The following is a 20964-nucleotide window of genomic DNA, read 5'->3' as shown; positions in this document are numbered from 1 at the left end:
AAGGATTACCGGTAAAAGTCCGATGACTCTGGCACAATTCATAGATAAACCGGGCGGTTTTCATCGCCAGATATAATTGCAGCTGAAGATGAACAAATAACACTAATCATGCTGTGAGTTGTTTCAAGCTAATAATTACATCATGATATAAATAACCTACCGGCAATCAGGCATAACCGGTTCGCCTTTGGTAGTAACGCTTATATATCCGGTAGCTCCCGTGTTTACTACCGCGCAAATGCTGGTAGAAGACAGTGTTTCAGCTTACGGAATCATGAAGGGTGGTCTGGATGTGTATACCAGATATCTGGCTGCTGAACTTGGATCAAGAGGCATCACTGCAAATGTTGTGGCACCGGGAGCTATCTTCGGCGGTTCTGCTATGGAGGACAGTCCTGAAATGCGCAAATTTGTAGAAGGTATCACGGCGCTGGGACGTGTAGGACTGCCCGATGACGTGGGTGGTGTGGTGTCTTTCCTTTGTAGTGATGACGCCAAATGGGTGAATGGACAGCGGATCGAAGTAACTGGCGGCGTGGGCCTGTAATCATATTTAATCGGGCAAAAGAACTTACATATTTTAGACTCCCTGTTGCTATGTACCTGGCCGCTTGCACCCAGATATACAATCAGCGGGAATACGAGAATAAATGATAAAAGGTGAAGAAATTGGTTCGAAATGCTCCGCTACTGGGGCATGTAATGGCAAACGCTGGAGATTGTATCTCCGGCGTTTTTGTTTCGACGTATATTGGCTGAATGGGCCAATACACATAGAAATGAAATTTTCAAGGCATTCTAATACATGGCTGCTGCTTTTTCTATGAGAAGTTAACTAATCAGGATTTACGGTGAATTTTAAACAATACACTAAAATATTCCTTAGAAGTTATCATCCGATAAATTGATATCTTTTCCGGGAGCGAGACACCTGCCATTATTGCGGATATAGCTAAAGGCACTTTTTGTATCTGATAGCCGTAATAGAATGTGCCGGGAAAGTGTAGTCGGAAAGGTTACCAAAGAGTTTTTTCTCTGTTGATGTCACTACATTCTTTGCAGGATTCTCCAGGGTGTTCATGGCGTTGATCCCTGTTGCATTCAGTTCGTATACAGCTACAGGCGTATACTTTTTATTGTCGATACTACGGAGGTCTGTTTTGACCGCCTGTTCCGGATGACGGTTCACCGCAAAGATCACCAGACTACCATCGTTGTCGTGCAGGGTGACTGCCACGTCCAATGCTTTGGATGCTTTAGATCCCGGCATTTTCAGATCGGGTGTTACTACCTGTGTTTTCAGACTCACATTACCAGCATGCTGGCGGTAGAACTGCATCGGGTAGTAGATGGTCTGACAAACTGCTGCTGTTTTACTGGTCATGATCGGCGCCAGTACATTGACAGTTTGTGCCCAGGTAGCCATTCCAACCACTGATGCCTGTCTGAGCATGATGTTATAGAAGGTGGCGGTACCCAGTGCATGCTCCCAGGTATAATACTCTTCCAGCTGATACGCGCCCGTGCCACCGGGTTCCCAGATCCCCAGTTCGTCGATAGCTATTTTTACCGGGTTGGCCCTGGGCGGGAAGCGGTACCATTTACTGAAGTCGGTCACCTTTTCAGGCGTCAAGGTCCGGATCTGTCCTTTTAAAGTGAGGATCAGTTCTTCCATATGATCGACCTGCGGGAACAATGACGCCGGTTTACTTTTATCTGAACTGACATAGTGGTGCATGGATATGTAGTCGCATACTGCACCCATTTCTTTCAGGACATATTCGTTCCAGGCATCGTCAGCGCCGCAGAGTACGAGCTTAGCATCTTTATCCTGGAGTTTTATGGCTTTGGTATACAACCATGCTTCTTTTACAAACTCCTTTACATCCTGTAAATGGCCGATATCCGGACCGGCAGCTTCTTCATTGCCTATTCCCCAATACTTTACATTAAAAGGATCGGAATGGCCGTTTTTACGGCGCAGATTCGCATAATAGGTATCCTGTGTGCCGTTGCAATACTCGACCCAGTTGCCTGCTTCTTCCGCCGTACCAGTACCCATATTGACCGCAAAATAGGGATCTGCCCGTAGTTCTCTTGCATAAGCGATGGCTTCATCCGTACCGAAGTGATTATCTTCCACACCACCCCATATGAGGTTAGGGCGGCTACGTCTTTCCGCCAGCGGACCGATACCATCCATCCAGTGATAGATCTTGGTAAAGGTGCCACCGGGATATCTTAGTATGCTTGGTTGTAAGCCACGGATCTTTTCCAGTACGTCTCTGCGGACGCCTTTGGCATCAGACAGCGGAGAACCTTCTTCGAAGATCCCTCCGTTAATGGCTCTGCCAAGATGTTCTATGAACTGGCCATAAATGCCATTATCTATAGTACCCTCCGGATGCGTGAAGTCGATCTCAATACTGGCCTCCAGTGGAGCGCCAGCAATGAGAGAACGGGCAGCTGCAAAAGCACTGCCTTTCAAAGCGAGACCTAGTCCGCTCATGCCAATAAGGCCGATAAAATTTCTTCTTGTTACCTGCGCGCTCACGTAAATAGTAGCTATTGATTGTTGAACAACAAGATGGTGAATTTTAAGCAGATTACATAGGATTACGGGGCCTATGCTTTTACTTTTCTTTTCAGCCAGGCCCTTACCGGTTCGTCATAGTATTTCAGACTGAGATAGCCTACCAATACAGACACAACAAATGTCAGTATACCATACCCGACAGCCAATGGCATGTTTGTGTCTTTGTGTGCGCTTACCCAGCCGGTATAGACGTAAATGAACGGATAGTGTGTGATGTATAAGGGGTAGGAAAGATCCGCCAGGAACTTACATATTTTAGACTCCCTGTTGCTATGTATCTGGCCGCTTGCTCCCAGATATACAATCAGCGGGAATACGAGAATAATGATAAAAGATTCGTAGATACCATTCATCCACAAGTGATCTGCACCACCGATTCGTGGTATCGCCAATGTTATCGCCAGTATTATGCCACACCATAGGAACGCATTGTTAATACGCGTGGGTTTAGTCGCTCTGGACAACAACAGGCCAGCAAAGAAAGGGAACATCAGGCGGGTAAAGCCGATGCTTAATTGTTCGGGAGTTACAGACCATCCACCAATAACGTCGCCGGTAGGACCGAATACGGTAAGATAGATAAGCGCTATAGCGGAAAGGCTGACTAGTATGGAGAGTGCTGTTTTTGAAAATTTCCTGATGCCGAGTGCGTAAAGAATGTTCCCGACATACTCAAAGAACAACGACCAGGCTGGTCCATCCAGGGGATGCATTTCCTGCCATCCCCGGATATCCCAGGAAATGGGGATAGGTATGAGAGTAAAACCAATGAACATGATCAGCAAAAGTTTCCATGCCGGTACGGTGTGAATGGCCGGAAATGATGGGGAATCAGATGCATAGAAGAAGAGGGCGCCGATGATCATACCCATGATTACCATAGGCTGAAGCCTCTCCAGTCGGCGTTTGAAAAAGGTACCGATAGACATTTTCTGCCAGCGGTCATCATAGGCATAACCAATAACATAGCCGGAAAGCAGGAAGAAGAAATCAACGGCCAGATAACCGTGATTGATCATCAGATCGAGATGACTCGTGGAATGTGCCTCTAATACGTGGAAAATGACAACGATCAATGCGGCTACACCACGTAGCCCGTCCAGTACAAGATAATGTGGTTTGGTAGGAAGAGGATGTGTATTCATATTGGGGGCATAAGATAGAGAGAAAAATCCTGAAAAGACAGTGCCCTGTATCTTTGACACGAAAAAATCTGCTGTAAGGGAAAGATGCACCGGCAGCAAGATGTATAGTTTTATCCTGTGCGCTTTTTAGATTAAGACTTATATTTTGCGGGTTAAAGTGCGTTCATAATAAAGGGGCGTTACTTATCTTAACCTAGCGAGCATTGTGTATCAACAGGAACTGCCCGTCAACTTTAAACTCAACCTTGTTCCCTTTTTAAAAAAGTGTATGTGAAAAATAAAAATATGTTTTCCCTGCGTATCTTTGCGAAAATTTAAACCCAAGATGAAAGTTATTAACCTACCCTATGCCCTATTGATTGTTACGTGCATGGTGTTATTCTCTGCCTGTAGTAAAAAAGATAACAACGTTACCCGGCCGCTTGCCGATCTTCCTCCGAAAGATACCACATATCTGTTGACGAAGGGTTATTATTGGATTGGAGACTCAACTGACGAGTACTTTTACCGTGACAGCATCTATTACAATGTGAAAAATCAGATAGAGAAGGTGATAGGCTACCCTCCCTTTCGGGATGATACCGTTACATCCCTGTTTTATTACAATGATGATGGCGCTATTGAAAAGCTGGTCACTGATGGCGTAAGAAGAGGCTATTATCTCAATTATTACTTCCATTATGACGGGAACAAGCGGCTTGATCGCATAATCGCAAAGGGGAATACGACAGGTGACACATGCTTCATGACCTATGATTTACAGGGTCATCTTACCGATGTTACCACAATACCAGATGCTGCAGGTAGCTGGAGATCTCATCTCAAGTATTTCAGGGATAATAATAACCAGATCGATTCTATCCAGTGCGACTTCGGCTTTGATCAACCACTTGCTTCGCCCAGAAGGTTAGGCGTACGACTGCAAACAGCGGTACCTGGTACAGCATCACTGGAAACCATCAACAGGTCATATTTGTTTTTGCTGGGCACAAGGCTAAACCCTAATTTATTTCTTGCCGTTACCAACGATTTCTATATTCACAAATTCTTAAACCCAAATGACTTTAGTTTCAAAAATGGGGTGAAGAACGACTATTTTCCAACCAAGCCGGCAAACTATGAGTACAATGACATGAATCAACCGTTCAGCCATGTGCTGTCCTCATTCTCTGATGGCAGATTGCATACCTATCAATACAACGAGTCGGCAGGTGGGGTTTCATCGGTGAAATCATCAGTAAGGCTGGAGTACACTACAGAGATAAAATAATATTACCAGAAACATAGAAAAGGCAGCATGGTACTCCCCTATGCTGCCTTTTTGTTTTATTGTAGTAGAATTCAAGGTAGTTATTGCCTGATCTTTTGTGATCGCACAAGAAAGCTGGACTCCTTCAGTTTCTCTTCAGCTTCTATTATCGCCTCCATCAGGTTGTTTTTGTTATCTGCAATCTGTACTAAAGCCTTTTCCATATTGTTCCATACTGGTTTCATAGCATCAACCAACGCTTTTCCTTTCGTGGTAAGAACTATCAGCCGTTTTCTCTCGTCTGTTTTATCCTTCTTTGACTTAATGATTTGCTGCTTTTCCAGCTCTTTCAATAAACTGATCGTGGAAGGATGGGCATAGCCAATTTCGTTAGCAATTTCTACCACGCTCATAGAAGTTTTTAAATGCAAGGTATAAACGACAGGGAACCATTTCGGCTCAAACTGTATCCCAAATGATTGATATATCAGCTGCCCCTCCTTTCTTAAGGCATCAGAAAGCCGTTGCAGCCTGGTTGAAATGGCAAGTATACCCGATTGGTCTATTACATTGTCCATAGATCAGTTTTTTAAGCGTAAATGATAGAACACATTGTCGGCGCTCATTAATGGAAAATAGGCAGGAAGATCTGCTTTAGGGATAAGAGTAAAATGGTTCTTTTCATAAAATCGTTGTGCTGCTTTTAGCTGCTCCACTGTACCGAGATAAATATCTTTGATTCCTTGCTCCTCGCTATAAGTCAACAACTTTTCAAGTAATTGCTGGGCAATTCCAAATTCTTTCCCTCTAAACTCTTTTTTTACAAACATCTTCCGGATAGCACCCGCCTGATGGCCAATACTTACCAGGGCAATCGTGCCTACCAATGTATCACCATCGAAAGCGCCCCAGAAATTTCCGCCTGACTGGCAATAGAATGCTTCTATGGTTTTTAAGTCTGGCTGGTCTTCAAGGGTAACAGCGACACCAAATTCAATCTGTTGAATTGGAAGTATTAGCTGTATTACGTCATCTGAAAACTGATCACCTATTGGTCTATATACGATATTTGCCATTACGTTCTTTATTATGTACAAATCTACGTAGTTTCCTACATAAATTTAAATATTATCTTGATTACCTTAGTTAGGGAACGTCTCTATTTTGGGTTTATTAATCTATAATAATGGTTGTATGCCCTATACATATTAAATCCAAAGGCTATTCGGCTAAGACTGCCAACCACCCATATTTGGGTTTTCTAAAGACTTCATAGCGAAAAAAATAGCGTTATTACCACTACATGAATCAGCGTAAGTCTGAAAATTCACCTAATACTTAAAGGGAAAATATCGGTCTAAATACAAGTTTAGTTCTTTTCCATGATTCCTGGTAATGGTCTTTTACTTCACCAGCGGTACGGTACTGCGGTCAGTTGCATCGTCGTTAAAAATTGTCCAAAATTCCTTTTGTCAAATCAGTCAATTCCGGGAAAGTACTAATCCCTAGATCAACTATGTTTAATCCCACAATGGCAGCCGAATACCAGGCGGGATAAGCAGCTGTGTGGGGTGTTAAAGCCCAGATCAAAGGACTGTATGCGCTTGTCTCCTCATCGGGGAGTCGATTCTGTAGTTGCTCCCTGTAAGATTCACAATCTTGTAATGAAACATGACCTGATGTAAGTTGTTCAACAAGTCTAAGCGCACCTTTACCAAGATCATCCAGATCCTTCTCGGCAAGCAAACAAAACTTATAGGCAATTATTCGCTGCTGCCTTTCAGTAAGAGACCGAACTTTAGTTTCAAAGACTTCCCAATATTGGTTTGATTCCCTTTGTTCCATTGAATGAGGGTTGACTTTATCGATTATAGTTGCAACAGCGCCCAAGATACTTTACTTTTTTAAAAATAGGTTGGCTCCTGGGCCAGCTGGTTCAACTTCTTAACCGTTCCCCAGATTTTCAACTTAATTCATTGTTCACTCTCTACAATTCTACGTACTTTCACGGAGCATATATATCTACTGCCCTATAAAGAGTTATAATTATACATGATAGAACGTTATATTGAAATCCTGGAACAACTTCGTCAGCAAAAGATAGCGCTGAACGAACCCAATGTCCCTATTTAACAGATTTTTCAGAAAAAAAGATACCCCCATCCAGGCGCTAATCCTGATGCCCGTTCCGTAGAAGGCGCTACTACATTGATGAATGCCGTGCAATCTGACAGACTGGATGTACTACAAATATTGATAAAAGCAGGTGCGGATGTAAATGCACAGGACGATCGTGGATTCACCGCCTTGCACCGTGCGGCTGAAATGGGACATCTGGAAGTAGCTAAAGCACTACTGGCAGCAGGTGCAGATAAGCACGTCGTTGCACAGAGCCATACGCCCATTTCACTGGCAGAAGCCCGTCAGGAAGCAGCGATGATACAGCTATTGCGATAAATGATAGGTAAAGCCGGGGATTGTATTTCCGGCTTGTTTACTTTTCTCTATTCTGAGTAAGTGCGAACCTATGATTTGCTGTAAGTATGCGCTGTAATTCCTCCCGGAAAAGCCTTGACATCAACCAATTTCAGGTCCAGCGGTTGTGCAACACCATTGAAGATCGCCTGCCCCTCTCCCAACACCACAGGATGAGTCACCAAAACGTATTCGTCTATAAGCCCTGTCGCTATCAGATTCCGCATAAATCCGGCTCCGCCAATCGCACAGATCGGCTTCCCAGGCTCGGATTTGAGCTTTTTTATCTCTTCAGCCAGATCTCCCTCGAGAACGCGTGCATCCCTCCAGGTAGCTGCAGCGGGCACCTGATCCACATTTGGTAAATCGATGCCTTTAAATCCTTTTTGGGTAAAGAGCACCTTAGGGATCTCGTTCATCAGTGGCGCAAAAGGCCCGGTTGCAGTCGGCCAGTATGGAGCCATAGTTTCAAACGACTTGCGCCCCATGATAATCAGGCCAGCCTCCTGCATTTGACCGACAACCCAGGCCCGCGAATTTTCATCAGAGGATCTGAAGATCCAATCATTCTCCCCATTGGGACCACCAACAAAACCGTCGACAGAAATCGACATCTTCATAATTAGCTTACGCATAGTTCAAAATTGTTTCTCAAAACTAAGGCGCTATGTTTGAAATGAAAGCTGCTGAATGAGACATTCAAAGGGGGGAATTGCGACTTGACCAAGAGGTGGGCTGTTCGCCGATAGCCATTCACAGATCACAACATTATTCTCTAAAAAATTACGTTGATCATGCTATCTTTAACAGGTATGCGTACTCGGAAACTATTTTTTGGCATTGGATTATTTTTTGCTAGCATAATATCCCAAAGCATGGCACAACAACCCTCCATATTCCTTGCTGATCCGACGATCTTTACCGACAAGGGAAAGTATTATTTATATGGAACGGGAAGTAACCAGGGATTTCCTGTTTATGAATCAGATAACCTGGAAAGTTGGAAACCTGCAGAGGGAATAGCAGGGAATCTTGCACTGAAACGCGGTGGCGCTTTTGGTTCAGGTGGTTTTTGGGCGCCACAAGTCATTGCATATAAAGGCAGTTATTACATGGCATACACGGCGGATGAACACATCGCAATTGCGAAGGCATCCGGTCCGGTAGGGCCATTCAGACAGGATACACTCCGGGCAATTAGCGGTACCGGCAAGCAAATTGACCCATTCATATTTTTTGACGACGATGGGAAAATATACCTCTATCATGTCAAATTGCAAAACGGCAACCGGATCTTTGTAGCGGAAATGAAATCCGATCTATCCGATGTAATTGCTGGTACTGAAAAAGAGTGCATATCAGGCACAGACAGCTGGGAGAATACTGCAGGATCAGATTGGCCTGTAACGGAAGGACCTACGGTACTAAAATATAAAAACACCTACTACCTGATTTATTCTGCGAATGATTTTCGGAACAAAGATTATGCGGTAGGATATGCTACTTCCGAAGCTCCAATGGGCCCATGGAAGAAGTATGCAGGTAACCCCATTATTGGCCGACAGACCATTGGAAATAATGGAAGCGGTCACGGAGACGTGTTCTTCGATAGAAAGAACAATATGTACTATGTATTACATACGCATCGTTCCGACGAGAAAGTATCTCCCCGTGTCACGGGCTTCTTAAAATTAACATTCAAACCTGAGAAGACAGGACCAGCTGTCCTGAAGGCAGACGCAACCTCATTTAAATGGCTGCAGGCGAAGTAGCGCTGAGGGAGCCGGGATATTTAATTCACATTCAAACAAGATAAAAAGGATCGCATTGTCCCTTTATAAAGCCTTCTAGCACGCTATAATTCCCCTTTTCTGGGGATTGTCCTGCGTCCTGACATAAGTTATATTAGTAACGACAGCTTATTTTTTCATCCAAATAAAACCATCATGAAAAAGGAAACTAAAAAATTAAAGCTGAATAAAATAACTATTGCAAAACTGAGTGGCAATGTGCAAACAGAGCAGAAAAAAGCGCCTACAGTAGGCGACTGGACTTGTGCTCTTACCGTCAGGACCTGTGCTTCTTTTGAGTTTACATGTTAATCTTGTCCAGCGGGGCGTTCAGACCTATTACATAGCGGCAGGCCTTCCAGCCTGCCGCTATGTCTTTTCAGGAGAGTTGATGTATAAACGAAAGCCAATGTGACAATTAAACGTGCTATTTGACTACAGCCGGCGCTGGCTGCCGTGTAGTAGTAGGCCCCTCTACAACAAGCATCCCGTTTTTTAATATCTTCATCCGGTCGATAAATACAACACGTTTTTCACCTGTTGCCGATGTCCGGGCATGGTATACACAATACATTTCTTTACCATCTGGTGAGTAAGTGATACTATTATGCCCCGTGCCGGTTACTACGTCGCCTTTCTCAACATTTTTCTGTAATACCGGATTATTAGCTGCCTTTGTAAACGGGCCCAGCGGATGCTTAGAAGTAGCATATCCTACTGCGTAATTTTTGCCGCCGAAATAGTTGGCAGAATACATCATATAGTAGGTTGTTCCCTTTTTGAAGGCGACTGAGCCTTCTGTCCAACGGCGATTGACTTCTTTTGGGGTAACAGAGCGACTTTCCCATTCTGCCTGCTTATCGTTCATTTTAATCGGGGGACGTAATAACAGCACAGGCTCACCTATGACGCCGCTGAAATCAGGTTTAAGCTCAACACCGTATACCCAGCTCTCTTCTATGCTGTCAAACCCTTCCTTTTGCTTTGCCCAGGTAGCTACTTCGCACTCTACGGCATGCTTGTAGCAACAGCGGGGATAATAGAGGTAAACCCTACCATTGTCAAAGAGCACGTTGGCGTCGATAGTGGGATAGCCGGGGTCAAAAATAGGTCTGCTATTCAGGTCAATGAATGGGCCTGTAGGATTGTCTGCTACGGCAACTCCAATACGAAAATTTTCAACCTCTTTGTTGGCATTCATACCCCATTGCGCACTATAGAACAAGTAGAACTTACCATTATGTTCGTATACTTCCGGCGCCCAATATGCGCCATTCCATGCGGCGGTTGAATCACTCCAGCCGTTCTTATTAGCGGCATAATATACCTGGCCTTCGTCTTTCCAATTCACCAGATCGCTAGAGGAATAAGCGGCAAATCCATTTCTGGCAACACCGCCAGTTCCGTACATATAATACTTGCCGTCTTTCATTTACAGCACATACGGATCTGCCAATTCTACCGGTAATGGGTTCTGATATGTCCCTTCTGTGGCTGGCTGGTGAGTCTGGGCATACAATCCAATAGTATTGGCCACTATCGTCAGGAGGGAAATTCCGATCGAAATGCACCTTTCCTGATGTTAATTGATGGGCAGTCAACAGCAACGAGTCGATAAGGCATCATTGTGGGCGGCATTAAACATATAATTGTTCGGAACTGCCTTTTTTATAACGTTATAATAGTTATTAACATGACAAAAACAGGTATTAGTAATTAATTTTTAACATGTATTGTACTTACGTCAGGCGTAGGCAGGCATCGCCATGCCTGCCCTGTTGACTTATTCACTGTTAAACACACAAATCCTCAGACAATCCATGGTTCTGCATGGATGGAAGCCCGGATAGCATGCACAGGACTCTTTTCTGCCTTCAAACTACATATTTGGAGCTATTGCGGATCACCATATTTAGCTTGAAGTATGTATGTTAATGTTTAGGATCGTCCTGCAGCTCTTCCCGCTCTTTAAGCTCCTTTTCTCTATCCTTAATCATTTCCTGCAAGGTGTTCAGTCCAACAAGTTTTCTACGCGCCACTATTTCGCTTATAGTGTCATGAGGAGATTGCACCACTGTTTTCTCATTCTCAGTTCTTGTATGTGTGCCATAACGCTGTGGCTTACCCTGTCTAAGTAAATGATCATCTACCCAATAGCAAAGATCGGTTGGCAGTTCCCTTTTTTCCAGCAGCGTCTCTATTTCGGTTGTCTTATCGGGTATCAGCTCCCTAATATTGGTACTAACGGCTGATACGGGTACAGTACCGTCTTTTGAATACTGCGGCAGCCGTACCTTGCCAATATGTTCCCCGCTGCCGGTTTCCCATAGATGTTTTTTCAGGGAGTCAGCTAACTGACGAAGCGTTACAGACAATAGTCGCGTTTCCTCTTTGGTAATATTTATGCTGTTATAGTTGTAATCAAAACCCCATCCGAAATAAACAGGACCCCGCAACAACTGCCGCTCAATGTACTGCATACAAAGTTCGGATCGAACAAACCGTTTATGTCCGAAAGCCTTGTCAATGTTATACCTTCCAAAATATACGCTATCTGTAAATGTTTTATACGTGGTTGGATTTTTCATAAATAAAAAGAGCATTTTATAATATGTCAAATCCCCGTTTCCGCTGATATCTTTATGAGCCAGCTCCCGCCTTATAAAATACATCGCAGAATCAAACTCGAACAGTGCGGCGCAAATGTCTGCCAGATCCAGGTTATGTTGAGACGCTTTAGGTCCGCTGGAAGCTGCATGTAGCTCGTTTTTGGCGCTGAGCAATGCTGTTCGGTAAACAGGGAGTATTTTTTCTGCGTAAAATGAGATCGCTTTCGTCATGCACGAGTCCTGCGCTTGTGTGCAGGTAATGATGAATAAACAGCAAAAGGTAACAATGATCGTTTTCATAGTATAGGTTCGTAATAAAAACTGGCGCTAGGTCCATTCAAAGCGCAGTAGTACATACCACAAGGTACAGAATTTCCATGTATTTAAGTTGGCCCTTTGACAGGCTTAACCTGGTTCGTCGTGCAAAGTGCAGGAAAACTAAGAGGTGGAAATAGAAAAATATATTATTTTGATGCGTTTCTAATCCAATTCCCAAATGGCGACTAAGATTTTTTTTGCAAGTGGTGAAGACCCTAAAATGATGGAGGCTTTTAAGAAAGCGCAGGACACATTTAAATATTTCTGGCGGGAACCTTCCTGGGAGTATCGGCGAATTGTCCCGGCCTTGGAGGTTGCCTGTGTAAAGGTGGCTTTTTCCCAGGAAACAGCAGATAGTGAAGTTCCTCTCATTGAGCATATGTGGATCAACGAAATCAATTATAATGGCGAGACCATATCCGGTGTATTATTGAACGATCCCAACGAACTGACTAATATAAATAAGGGTGATGCCGTCGAGATATCTCCCGACCAGATCAGTGACTGGTTGATTGCCACCCGTGGAAAGACCTACGGAGGGTTTACCATTCAGGTCATGCGCTCAGGAATGAGCAATAAAGAAAGGGAAGGACATGATGAGGCATGGGGGCTTGATTTTGGCGACTACAATGATGTTCTACTGGTTTTTGAGCAAAAGGAACACCCGGAGAACCTCGAAGAGCACCCCATGAGCCGGAATATGCGGGAAAGTCTGATGGAGTTTGTAAAGAACTACCCCAACGAATTAAGTGCTAAAGACGAGGCAGGAAATAGCTTTTTGCACAGAGAGGTGATTGCCGGCAACAGAACATCAGTAGAAGTACTGACAATGGCGGGCGCCCACATTGGTGAACAGAATAACTTCGGTAAAACGCCCCTCGATTACGCGCGGCAGCTTGGATGGGACCATATTATTCCCGGGCTGGTGAATTAACAGCCTTTATCTCCTGTTACTTAACTGTACAGCTCTTGCTATCCGCGGACGGTTATATCGCTGCAGGAAGATAGGCTAAAGGTTTAGTAAGACATTTAGTATCAGCAGCCATAAAGACTTGAGAATACCAAATTTATAGGCAACGAAAACATTGAAAATGGTACCACTGTCAACAGCTTTAACGCATATCTGTTTTTACCAAATGGAATCAGTGATGCCTCAATGCGTAACCAACTCGCATGGGATTTCCTGGGAGAGGGCTACTCCGCAGCAGACTACCTGGCAAGTGATCCCTATTTCTCTGATCTCTTTGGTTCAGGAGATATAACAACTAAATATGAGAATGGTCAAAAGTATTGGTATTTTTCAGAATTTGCTGCAAGATATTTAACAGCTTATGCGTTTAATTTGGCTGCCATATCAATTGTTGCTGAATCCTCATCCGCTGATGCAGCAAATCCTTTAAATACAATGGCTCAATTGGAGTTCAGGACGAGGGCTCAGCAAATTCTAAGGTCATTTATACCAGGAGCTTCAGTGCAGTCATCACTAAGAACTACTACGAATACAAATGCTTTGTATGGAACTGCTTGTCAATATTAGTTTATATGAACTTACTAGCTAAAGTATATCCGTCACTAGCTCCATTTCTGTTTGAGGAAAATTCATCACTTATCTTTAGAGTCGATGAAACAGCTTTCCGGAACGCGGAGAACTATCATAACATAAAGTGGCCGGATTTTTCATTTGATAAATAACGGGTAGTTGCATCTTCTGAAACCAGCGGGCTCCTTCGTTCTATGGTTTTCAGCAAACAATTTTTCAATATGAGACCTGTTATAGCATCCCATCCCACAACAGTATTTCCAATCTTGTCCCAGTCTTTTTTGGAGAAAACAAGAAATTCACAATCAGTAACGGCCTGTATGTACTCAGAGGCCACAACCTGCGCCTCAAACCTTTGCTGGTCTGAAACAAAATTATTCTCGTCAATGAATGAATGAGTGATCTCTTCGCTTTGTTATTGTAGTAGCAAAAACGAACGACACCTTTAAGGATAAATCCCACGTATCTGGGAATCTTTCCTGCTTCAGAAAAATATTCTTCCTTATGAAGTTCCAGTTTTTTTGCTTTGCTGGTGATAAGATCTATTTGCTGCATGTTCAGGTTACCGAACTGCAATATGTAATTGAAGAACTCTTCCATAAATTAAATTTCGGCATAATTGTGTTGATTTCATTTACCATTTGGTAAAAATGACCAATAGCCTTCAGACGGGCTTCGCCGCCGAATAATAGATAACTGCAGCCGCTTTGAGTGAGCGGCTGCTATTTCAGCTGATGATAAATGGTGCGTGCACTATCCCTCAAGACCGAATAGTCCACCTCATAACGCGGCCGCATGAAGACTTGGACATCGGAGATCCTTGCTGAAAGTAACAGGCCAATCGGTAAGACGTTCTTCAATTTCATCAGCCGAGCATATCGTTCAACCGATCTGCTGATCTGTGTTAAAATTATCTGGTTCAGGTTTCCTGACCGCCGTGCCGGCAGTCCTGAATGTCGAACTGATCATGATAGTTCCTTTCAGTATTTTAGATACCGGACAGTTCTCGGCGACGCGCATCAGGCGCTGCTGCAGTTCCGGGTCAGCTACGTCCGGTATGTCGATCCGCCGTTCAATACACATGACCGTTCCTTCGTTCCCGATTTTATGGTACATGTTCGCTTCCACCGCTATCTCCGGGACGGGCAGGCCTTTATGGTCGATATACATCCTGAGGGTTGCCAGTGTGCAGGAGACTAGTGAGGACAGCAGCAGCGTATAGGGATCCGGACCAAGGTCCTGACCTCCCAGTTTTACGGGTTCGTCGGTGATCAGTACACCGTTACGCCATTGAACGGAGGTCAGGTATTTCTCGCTGCCGATGATCCCTTTGATGGAGTTTTCCAGGATGTATTTCATTGATGCCAGTCTTTACTCCACACGTCCTCATATTCCGCAGGATGACGACGGAACTGTGCGTTCACATATGGGCATAACGGGATGATCTTCACATCCCTTTCCCTGGCGTAGCGGACCAGTTCCGCAAGCAGCAGTTTTGCAAAACCACGGCCTTCAAACTCGGGATCAACTTCGGTATGGAATACCGCCAACCTTCCACCCGTCATGGCCAGGCTCATTTTCCCTGCCTGTACGTCATCCGAAAAGAGCTGTACCTCGCCGTGGACATGCCCCGTAAAAACAACTTTAGTACTTTCCATTTATTATGCTGTCTGGAGTTAAAGTTCCTGTTCCTCGATACTCAAAGCACCGGAAGGGCATGTGGCGATCTGATCGGTCAGTTCCCGGGTGGTCGCCTTTTCAGGGCAGATCCACGGCCGCCGGCCGGGATCGTAAACATCCGGCAGTGTCCTTACACATACGGCCGAGTGAATGCATCTTTCAGGTTTCCAGAGGATCGTAATTTCCCCGTTTGGATATTTTATCGTTCCCATTATTTCATTTTATCAAAAATAAGTGTAGAAAATCCGGTTTCGGATACCGTATGCTTCAGCAAATGACTTTTGCTCAGTCATGGTACAAAGTTGAGAAACCTGTCAAATGCGAACGATGATATATGACAGAAAAAAAAGTAGACTTTTGTCTACATCTTATGGTCGGTTGGAAGGATCATTTCTGGGACAGCGTTCTTCTGACCCGGCTCAGCGTATCCTTGTTGAGACCTAAATAGGATGCAATGATATGCTGCGGGAAACGTCCGAGAAGTTCGGGATTACATTCCATGAAATCAGTATAGCGCTTTTCCGCGGCAGCACCTATAGCAGAAGTCAGCCGCCTGTTATTGGCGATATGGTTTCGCTCATCCAACTGAAGTTTCATTTCGCAAAAGGCAGGTATCCTTCTATGCAGCTCCATGGAACCTGCCCTGGTGATATTTAGCAAATCGCAATTCTCCCAGGCGTCAATATGATAAATGCTTGGCGTGAGCATCGACCAGCTTTCCCGGTCACCCATCCACCACCCCTCCACACCGAGTCGGACAATATGTTCAATACCTTTATCGTCCACCGAATACATCCGCATGGCTCCTTTAACAATGAATGTGAAGTTCTTACACTGGTCGCCGGCCTGCAGCAGGTACTGTCTTTTTCGCAGTCTGGACGGAACGAAGGTCTGCCTGATCAATGCCTTCTCGTCATCTGACAGCGGGTCCGGACTGAATTTCTTCAGATAGTCAAAAAAAGCATCGTACATATCAATCTCGCTTGTTTTCATATTGAATACAGATATTAAATAAAAACAGATCGTCTAAACAAATTTAAGAAAACGTCCGCTGTTTTCGTACGTGTTGCAACGTTCAGAGTTCAACATGCTGGCCGCCAGAACGTTCCCCACTGCCCACCGCTTTACTACGGAATAATATATCTGCAATGCGGAAAACCGGAGCGGAAAATCATAGACAAATGTCGACAAGATTTTCAGGTAAATATCATCTTTCCCTTCTGGACTGATCAGGAAATTTGTGCATCGATTTAACGCACAATTATTATGAAAACAGGGCTAGGTTTATTTAGGGTCACATATTTCCCGGAACGGGCATTCGGTGTCCGGTATTACTGGATGGATGATCCGATGAACGTAAGCCGTTATACTAAGCAGTAATAGACGACATCGCTGTATAACCGCATTGTAAATTATCTATTTAATATTTAAACATACAAACTAACAAAAACATGTCAAACAACCTGAAAGAAGGCCTTGCGGCCCTGCTTCGTCCAGAGGACAGCATCTTAGTGTTGATCGATCACCAGCCCTTCCAGTTCGCTAATCTGAACAGCCATGAGCCGACCCTGATCGTTAACGCAGTAGCAGGACTTTCCAAAGCGGCGAAGATCTTTAATGTACCGACCATCCTTACCACAGTCGTTGAGGAACGTGGCGGTCTGATCATCAAACAGATCCAGGACGTATTTCCTGAACAGAAACCGATCAACCGTACTTTCATCAACACCTGGCAGGACCCTGCTGTTACCGATATTGTAGCCGAAAGCGGCCGCAAACAGCTTATCATTGCAGGATTATGGACAGAGGTTTGCGTGGCCATGCCTGCAATCCAGGCCGCCGGCGAAGGCTATGACGTTTTCGTGGTGACCGATGCCTCGGGTTCCGTTTCGGCAGAAGCACACGATATGGCGGTTCGCCGAATGATGCAGCACGGTATCACGCCGATCAACTGGATCGCCGTGGCTTCCGAATGGCAGCGCGACTGGGCACGTCTGGATACAGCGAATAAACTGGCGGGCCTGATGATTGAACATGCCGGCGGAAGCGGCGTGGCGTATGCCTGGGAGCAGCAGCTGCTGAACACACCTGTACCTACCGCATAACTAACGTTTAGTAAAGCAATGTCCTACCCTCTTCGGTCAAGGCGCAAAAACCGTCTTATCTGGCCATTGAAGGCAGTGAAGTGCCCTTCAAAAAGTTACCCGGGGATAAGGGATGGATCAAAGTGATCGCCGGTGCGTTCGAAGAACTCAAGTCTGCAATACCGGATTATTCGGAACAGTTCCTTTTTCATATCCGGTTGGATGCGGGCGCCAGCTTTGAAATAAGCTTCGCGAATGACCTGGAAGTTGCCGCCTATCTGCCGGTCCTGCCAGTCATTCTGAATGACGAACACTTCGACACCCGTGATTTTATCGAATTCGACAGAAGAGCCGGTATAATCGAAATGAAAAATAAAAACGAGGACCCCTGCGACATTATCCTGTTTGGCGGCGAAAGATATAGGGAGGCGATCGTTGCTGAGGGCCCCTTCGTAATGAATAGCATGCTGGAAATAGCGAATGCTTACAGAGATTTTCACAACGGCGATTATGGAAAAATAGATTATGAAAAACAAAGGTCTACGGGGTACACCGGCAAATAAAAGAGCAAAGCCTGCGCTACGCGCAGGCTTTGCCAAATTTCAGTGATTCCTATGATACAGCATTCCGACCGGTTACCTTTCCTGACAAATAGCCATTCTCATCGTTTCACTAGCCGTATAAGCCAGATTAATATTATAGCCCCTACCAGCGCCACAATCAGTGAGCCTAACAGACCGCCACCTATATGGATTCCAAGCTGGCCGAAAAGCCAACCACCCAGCCAGCCGCCTATTACGCCCACAATAATATCCACAATTATTCCATACCCTTCACCACGCATTAGTTTCCCGGCAAGCCAGCCAGCTATACCCCCGATAATAATAGTCCAAATCATAAAGTGATGTTTACATTTAAGTTTCAATTTACTGCATAATATTATTATATAAATAATTTATATGATTATTAGTAGCATATTATAAAAGCCGAATCGCTGTCCCCTTGACATAATCATTCGGTTATCTTTTAAATATGAACTGATCTTATTATCTTTCTAAGTACATATTTCTTCACATAAACCCTAATTGCTCATGAAAAAGGAAAACAGAAAAAAAATGACCCTGAACAAAATTAAAATCGCTAAACTAAGCAATGCCAAGCTACATCAAGGGGCAGCAAAAAATCCCACAGAAGGGCCTACCTGTGCTGTTTGTGATCCTATGACGATCACAGAAACCGTCATCGTATAACCAAAGCTGCGTGGACATCGAAGTGCCACCTGAATGGCAGATGGGATCGTCGTTCCCCGAAGTGACGATCCCATCGCGTTATAGGAGCGGGAGTTTATATAGCAGAAAGGGATATACGCGTGAGGCAAATTCTGGTATGATTAACTGGGCTAAATTGTCACTGTTTCCCCCACCTTGGCCGATAACGGAGAAAAAGAATGGATAACAGGTTGAGCTGAAATGCATACATAGTCCACATAGCCTTTTTGTTAACCTTGCAATATCCGATTTCTGGGGTTTAAGGCTGCTATTTTTTGTAGTACCCAAGCAACCAACCCGCTGTTTACGAAAACAAACGAACAAAATCGACAACTGCGGGAGTCCATTTATTCTGACAGCAATTTGAGTAGAAATATTTACAACATATTCATCCTCAGAACAAAAAAAATTCCTGTTCTGGGCACTTAAAATGGTAAAACCGCTCTAGCGGGTTTTCTATTTTAACTACATTTTCCCAGCTCTATAACTTTCTCATCCACACACATAAACAGGTTCGATTTCCCGGGTTGTAGGTGTCCTTAAGAAAGCATATACGGATACTTCCAGGAGCTGCGCGGATCTGGCCAATTGTTTAAACATGCTAACTTGAGCTTTACTTCTTCTTCACTTCCCTAATCTTCATCATCTGAATCAGGTTCATCAAATTCGTCAGTAAGGATTACACACTCGATGTATAGTGTGCCGATAAACTGCTTGAATTTCTTCCGCATCAGGTCGAAAATTTCAGATGGAGCCTTGTCCTTTTGATAGTATATTTTAAATGTTTCTATCGGGATGCCAAGTTCTGCAGCGATGTCCGTATCGGTCAAGGTTTTACCGGCGCTTTGCGCCCGCTCTTTTAATCTGTCGATAGTTGCAGGAAATACCTCTCGTACATTTTCTTTTTTGGCTCTCATTGTCAACGGTTTGCTTAGAATTTAGAACGTTCGGATATCAGCTCACATTCGCCTTACTGATATTCCAGATTCAGAAGTCAGCTTCGCCAGTAAAAATAGTTAAAACCGAAAAAATGCCGCCAAAATTTTTCCCGGATGTATTTTGAGGACGATCCGGCACGCCGTATGATACTTCCGCAGAGAAATTGATATATACATCGTGAAGAGGATTAGTTGCCCGCTCAAATATGAGTTGTTTCAGGTTAATAATTACTAATCATCCCTGCATTACAAATAACTTACTGACAATCAATCATATTTTGTTAAAAATTGCTTCACTACCGGGCGCTATGGCAAACGCCTGAAATAGTATCTCCGGCGTCTTTTGTCTTTTTATACTTGTCTGAGCCTACTCTGGGCCTTCTCTGGTCGTCCAACGAGAGATAAAAATCTTCACTTTTTCCAAAAGTTTAACCTAAGTGAAAATCCTGCAACGAAATATCGGTGACCTTTGATTAGCAAATAAGCATTAAAACATCGTGTCATGAACGCATTAAATCAATCTGAAATGGTCGTTTCAACAGAGACCATTGAAACTGCCAAATCCTTGCGTAAGCTCTATTTTTTACGCGCTTCATTCTCCATTATCTGGATAATACTTGTTGCTGTTTTAGCTAAGGGCAATGCCGGTATCGCAATGGTTCTCTTTATTATTTACCCTGCCTGGGATATAGTTGCCACTTTCCTGGATATCAAAGCTAATCCGCCTGCAGCGTCAAAAACACCGCAATATATAAATGCGGGCATTAGCATTATCACGACTATCGCGGTAACTGCGGCACTGCAAAAAGGTATCCCCGAAGCCTTCATGGTCTTTGGCGCCTGGGCAATTCTTACCGGCCTGATACAGCTGATACTGGGTTTGCGCCGACGTAAGCAACTGGGTGCGCAATGGCCCATGATCATTAGTGGTGGTCAGTCTGTTTTGGCAGGCGGTGCTTTCATCGCTATGGCACATGCCCCGAACGCTGGAATATCTACCTTAATCGGTTATGCTGCATTTGGCGCATTCTATTTCATTCTGACTGCGATCAGATTATCGAAAACAATTAAAGCAGCGCCGATTGCTGCTTAGAGTAGTCAATGAAACAATAACGAACAACCGCTGGCAAAAGATTTGGTAGCGGTTGTTTTAATGAAATTGACACTGGCCTTCATGCCGGTTTAGTGATCATTGAATTCGCTGGGAGGCACTTGGCGTCCCAGCCTTTTTCGAATACGGCTTAAAGACGGATTGGTAATACCAAGATATGA

The 20964-nt window shown here is 44.3% G+C and carries 25 protein-coding genes; 11 read left to right on the top strand and 14 right to left on the bottom strand.

Annotated features, from left to right (window positions below; genetic code table 11):
- Positions 1-187: 187 nt before the first annotated feature.
- A complete protein-coding gene (locus tag F3I09_RS17365) occupies positions 188-547 on the top strand; it encodes an SDR family NAD(P)-dependent oxidoreductase (protein ID WP_223233275.1) in 360 nt (119 codons plus the stop codon).
- 405 nt (positions 548-952) lie between these two features.
- On the opposite strand, the gene F3I09_RS17360 is transcribed toward F3I09_RS17365, so the two are convergent.
- Together F3I09_RS17360 and F3I09_RS17355 are read right to left on the bottom strand one after the other, a co-directional pair.
- Positions 953-2509 (bottom strand): alpha-N-arabinofuranosidase, encoded by a 1557-nt coding sequence (locus tag F3I09_RS17360; protein WP_149696296.1) that lies wholly within the window; start codon positions 2507-2509, stop codon positions 953-955.
- A 116-nt stretch (positions 2510-2625) separates the two neighbouring features.
- Positions 2626-3741 (bottom strand): acyltransferase, encoded by a 1116-nt coding sequence (locus tag F3I09_RS17355; protein WP_149696295.1) that lies wholly within the window; start codon positions 3739-3741, stop codon positions 2626-2628.
- Positions 3742-4066: 325 nt separating this feature from the next.
- Here F3I09_RS17355 and F3I09_RS17350 point away from each other — a divergent pair, with 325 nt between their 5' ends.
- On the top strand, positions 4067-5011 hold the full coding sequence (locus tag F3I09_RS17350) for a hypothetical protein (RefSeq protein ID WP_149696294.1): 945 nt from the start codon (positions 4067-4069) through the stop codon (positions 5009-5011).
- Between the two features lie 80 nt (positions 5012-5091).
- On the opposite strand, the gene F3I09_RS17345 is transcribed toward F3I09_RS17350, so the two are convergent.
- The 3 genes from F3I09_RS17345 to F3I09_RS17335 form a co-directional block, all read right to left on the bottom strand.
- Positions 5092-5568, bottom strand: a complete 477-nt coding sequence (locus tag F3I09_RS17345) for a MarR family winged helix-turn-helix transcriptional regulator (protein WP_149696293.1) — start codon at positions 5566-5568, stop codon at positions 5092-5094.
- A gap of 3 nt (positions 5569-5571) precedes the next feature.
- Entirely contained in the window at positions 5572-6066 is a 495-nt protein-coding gene (locus F3I09_RS17340; protein WP_149696292.1) for a GNAT family N-acetyltransferase, read from the bottom strand.
- A gap of 370 nt (positions 6067-6436) precedes the next feature.
- Positions 6437-6835 (bottom strand): hypothetical protein, encoded by a 399-nt coding sequence (locus F3I09_RS17335; RefSeq protein ID WP_149696291.1) that lies wholly within the window; start codon positions 6833-6835, stop codon positions 6437-6439.
- Positions 6836-7126: 291 nt separating this feature from the next.
- On the opposite strand from F3I09_RS17335, the gene F3I09_RS17330 reads away from it, so the two are divergent.
- Positions 7127-7447 carry an ankyrin repeat domain-containing protein gene (locus tag F3I09_RS17330; protein ID WP_223233284.1) on the top strand — a complete coding sequence of 107 codons (321 nt, stop codon included), beginning with the start codon at positions 7127-7129 and terminating at the stop codon, positions 7445-7447.
- 68 nt (positions 7448-7515) lie between these two features.
- On the opposite strand, the gene F3I09_RS17325 is transcribed toward F3I09_RS17330, so the two are convergent.
- Positions 7516-8100 (bottom strand): dihydrofolate reductase family protein, encoded by a 585-nt coding sequence (locus F3I09_RS17325; protein WP_149696289.1) that lies wholly within the window; start codon positions 8098-8100, stop codon positions 7516-7518.
- 240 nt (positions 8101-8340) lie between these two features.
- Here F3I09_RS17325 and F3I09_RS17320 point away from each other — a divergent pair, with 240 nt between their 5' ends.
- Positions 8341-9237, top strand: coding sequence for a glycoside hydrolase family 43 protein (locus tag F3I09_RS17320; RefSeq protein WP_223233274.1), 897 nt, complete (start codon positions 8341-8343; stop codon positions 9235-9237).
- Positions 9238-9411: 174 nt separating this feature from the next.
- Entirely contained in the window at positions 9412-9567 is a 156-nt protein-coding gene (locus F3I09_RS34105) for a hypothetical protein (protein ID WP_188133847.1), read from the top strand.
- A gap of 115 nt (positions 9568-9682) precedes the next feature.
- Here the strand turns inward: F3I09_RS34105 and F3I09_RS17315 are convergent, their stop codons facing one another.
- Together F3I09_RS17315 and F3I09_RS17310 are read right to left on the bottom strand one after the other, a co-directional pair.
- Complete coding sequence (locus F3I09_RS17315; RefSeq protein ID WP_149696287.1) at positions 9683-10687, bottom strand: glycoside hydrolase family 43 protein; 1005 nt, start codon at positions 10685-10687, stop codon at positions 9683-9685.
- Between the two features lie 499 nt (positions 10688-11186).
- A complete protein-coding gene (locus F3I09_RS17310) occupies positions 11187-12164 on the bottom strand; it encodes a hypothetical protein (protein ID WP_149696286.1) in 978 nt (325 codons plus the stop codon).
- Positions 12165-12360: 196 nt separating this feature from the next.
- Between F3I09_RS17310 and F3I09_RS17305 the strand changes: the two genes are divergently transcribed.
- Together F3I09_RS17305 and F3I09_RS17300 are read left to right on the top strand one after the other, a co-directional pair.
- Positions 12361-13116: a DUF2314 domain-containing protein gene (locus F3I09_RS17305; protein ID WP_149696285.1), complete on the top strand. Its 756-nt coding sequence runs from the start codon at positions 12361-12363 to the stop codon at positions 13114-13116.
- 222 nt (positions 13117-13338) lie between these two features.
- Positions 13339-13719: a hypothetical protein gene (locus tag F3I09_RS17300; protein WP_149696284.1), complete on the top strand. Its 381-nt coding sequence runs from the start codon at positions 13339-13341 to the stop codon at positions 13717-13719.
- 885 nt (positions 13720-14604) lie between these two features.
- Here F3I09_RS17300 and F3I09_RS17290 read toward each other — a convergent pair.
- The 4 genes from F3I09_RS17290 to F3I09_RS17275 form a co-directional block, all read right to left on the bottom strand.
- Entirely contained in the window at positions 14605-15081 is a 477-nt protein-coding gene (locus tag F3I09_RS17290) for an OsmC family protein (RefSeq protein ID WP_149696283.1), read from the bottom strand.
- Positions 15078-15380 (bottom strand): GNAT family N-acetyltransferase, encoded by a 303-nt coding sequence (locus F3I09_RS17285; protein ID WP_149696282.1) that lies wholly within the window; start codon positions 15378-15380, stop codon positions 15078-15080. The genes F3I09_RS17290 and F3I09_RS17285 overlap by 4 nt, the downstream gene beginning before the upstream one ends.
- Before the next feature lie 18 nt (positions 15381-15398).
- On the bottom strand, positions 15399-15614 hold the full coding sequence (locus F3I09_RS17280) for a (4Fe-4S)-binding protein (RefSeq protein WP_149696281.1): 216 nt from the start codon (positions 15612-15614) through the stop codon (positions 15399-15401).
- Positions 15615-15789: 175 nt separating this feature from the next.
- Positions 15790-16395, bottom strand: a complete 606-nt coding sequence (locus tag F3I09_RS17275) for a Crp/Fnr family transcriptional regulator (RefSeq protein WP_223233273.1) — start codon at positions 16393-16395, stop codon at positions 15790-15792.
- A gap of 521 nt (positions 16396-16916) precedes the next feature.
- Between F3I09_RS17275 and F3I09_RS17270 the strand changes: the two genes are divergently transcribed.
- Together F3I09_RS17270 and F3I09_RS17265 are read left to right on the top strand one after the other, a co-directional pair.
- Positions 16917-17507: a hydrolase gene (locus F3I09_RS17270; RefSeq protein ID WP_255479764.1), complete on the top strand. Its 591-nt coding sequence runs from the start codon at positions 16917-16919 to the stop codon at positions 17505-17507.
- 80 nt (positions 17508-17587) lie between these two features.
- The gene (locus tag F3I09_RS17265) at positions 17588-18049 is read left to right on the top strand and encodes a pirin-like C-terminal cupin domain-containing protein (RefSeq protein ID WP_223233272.1); all 462 of its coding nucleotides are present in this window, start codon (positions 17588-17590) and stop codon (positions 18047-18049) included.
- 98 nt (positions 18050-18147) lie between these two features.
- On the opposite strand, the gene F3I09_RS17260 is transcribed toward F3I09_RS17265, so the two are convergent.
- Complete coding sequence (locus F3I09_RS17260; protein ID WP_149696278.1) at positions 18148-18384, bottom strand: GlsB/YeaQ/YmgE family stress response membrane protein; 237 nt, start codon at positions 18382-18384, stop codon at positions 18148-18150.
- Between the two features lie 193 nt (positions 18385-18577).
- Between F3I09_RS17260 and F3I09_RS34100 the strand changes: the two genes are divergently transcribed.
- Positions 18578-18736 carry a hypothetical protein gene (locus F3I09_RS34100; protein WP_188133846.1) on the top strand — a complete coding sequence of 53 codons (159 nt, stop codon included), beginning with the start codon at positions 18578-18580 and terminating at the stop codon, positions 18734-18736.
- Between the two features lie 650 nt (positions 18737-19386).
- Here the strand turns inward: F3I09_RS34100 and F3I09_RS17255 are convergent.
- On the bottom strand, positions 19387-19671 hold the full coding sequence (locus tag F3I09_RS17255; RefSeq protein WP_149696277.1) for a hypothetical protein: 285 nt from the start codon (positions 19669-19671) through the stop codon (positions 19387-19389).
- Positions 19672-20194: 523 nt separating this feature from the next.
- Between F3I09_RS17255 and F3I09_RS17250 the strand changes: the two genes are divergently transcribed.
- The gene (locus F3I09_RS17250) at positions 20195-20785 is read left to right on the top strand and encodes a hypothetical protein (protein ID WP_149696276.1); all 591 of its coding nucleotides are present in this window, start codon (positions 20195-20197) and stop codon (positions 20783-20785) included.
- The last annotated feature ends 179 nt before the right edge of the window (positions 20786-20964 follow it).

The sequence above is a fragment of the Chitinophaga sp. CF418 genome (genome assembly GCF_900142925.1).
GTDB lineage: Bacteria > Bacteroidota > Bacteroidia > Chitinophagales > Chitinophagaceae > Chitinophaga.
This window is presented reverse-complemented; position numbering and strand designations above follow the sequence as displayed.

Bases quoted from the DNA above. Each gene is read 5' to 3' on its own strand.
- F3I09_RS17290 (WP_149696283.1), bottom strand. From the start codon at position 15,081: ATGAAATACATCCTGGAAAACTCCATCAAAGGGATCATCGGCAGCGAG.
- F3I09_RS17250 (WP_149696276.1), top strand. From the start codon at position 20,195: ATGAACGCATTAAATCAATCTGAAATGGTCGTTTCAACAGAGACCATT.
- F3I09_RS17320 (WP_223233274.1), top strand. From the start codon at position 8,341: ATGGCACAACAACCCTCCATATTCCTTGCTGATCCGACGATCTTTACC.
- F3I09_RS17300 (WP_149696284.1), top strand. From the start codon at position 13,339: ATGCGTAACCAACTCGCATGGGATTTCCTGGGAGAGGGCTACTCCGCA.
- F3I09_RS17310 (WP_149696286.1), bottom strand. From the start codon at position 12,164: ATGAAAACGATCATTGTTACCTTTTGCTGTTTATTCATCATTACCTGC.
- F3I09_RS17345 (WP_149696293.1), bottom strand. From the start codon at position 5,568: ATGGACAATGTAATAGACCAATCGGGTATACTTGCCATTTCAACCAGG.
- F3I09_RS34105 (WP_188133847.1), top strand. From the start codon at position 9,412: ATGAAAAAGGAAACTAAAAAATTAAAGCTGAATAAAATAACTATTGCA.
- F3I09_RS17305 (WP_149696285.1), top strand. From the start codon at position 12,361: ATGGCGACTAAGATTTTTTTTGCAAGTGGTGAAGACCCTAAAATGATG.
- F3I09_RS17355 (WP_149696295.1), bottom strand. From the start codon at position 3,741: ATGAATACACATCCTCTTCCTACCAAACCACATTATCTTGTACTGGAC.
- F3I09_RS17350 (WP_149696294.1), top strand. From the start codon at position 4,067: ATGAAAGTTATTAACCTACCCTATGCCCTATTGATTGTTACGTGCATG.
- F3I09_RS17315 (WP_149696287.1), bottom strand. From the start codon at position 10,687: ATGAAAGACGGCAAGTATTATATGTACGGAACTGGCGGTGTTGCCAGA.
- F3I09_RS17335 (WP_149696291.1), bottom strand. From the start codon at position 6,835: ATGGAACAAAGGGAATCAAACCAATATTGGGAAGTCTTTGAAACTAAA.
- F3I09_RS17275 (WP_223233273.1), bottom strand. From the start codon at position 16,395: ATGAAAACAAGCGAGATTGATATGTACGATGCTTTTTTTGACTATCTG.
- F3I09_RS17285 (WP_149696282.1), bottom strand. From the start codon at position 15,380: ATGGAAAGTACTAAAGTTGTTTTTACGGGGCATGTCCACGGCGAGGTA.
- F3I09_RS17255 (WP_149696277.1), bottom strand. From the start codon at position 19,671: ATGAGAGCCAAAAAAGAAAATGTACGAGAGGTATTTCCTGCAACTATC.
- F3I09_RS17280 (WP_149696281.1), bottom strand. From the start codon at position 15,614: ATGGGAACGATAAAATATCCAAACGGGGAAATTACGATCCTCTGGAAA.
- F3I09_RS17260 (WP_149696278.1), bottom strand. From the start codon at position 18,384: ATGATTTGGACTATTATTATCGGGGGTATAGCTGGCTGGCTTGCCGGG.
- F3I09_RS17340 (WP_149696292.1), bottom strand. From the start codon at position 6,066: ATGGCAAATATCGTATATAGACCAATAGGTGATCAGTTTTCAGATGAC.
- F3I09_RS17360 (WP_149696296.1), bottom strand. From the start codon at position 2,509: ATGAGCGGACTAGGTCTCGCTTTGAAAGGCAGTGCTTTTGCAGCTGCC.
- F3I09_RS34100 (WP_188133846.1), top strand. From the start codon at position 18,578: ATGAAAAAGGAAAACAGAAAAAAAATGACCCTGAACAAAATTAAAATC.
- F3I09_RS17325 (WP_149696289.1), bottom strand. From the start codon at position 8,100: ATGCGTAAGCTAATTATGAAGATGTCGATTTCTGTCGACGGTTTTGTT.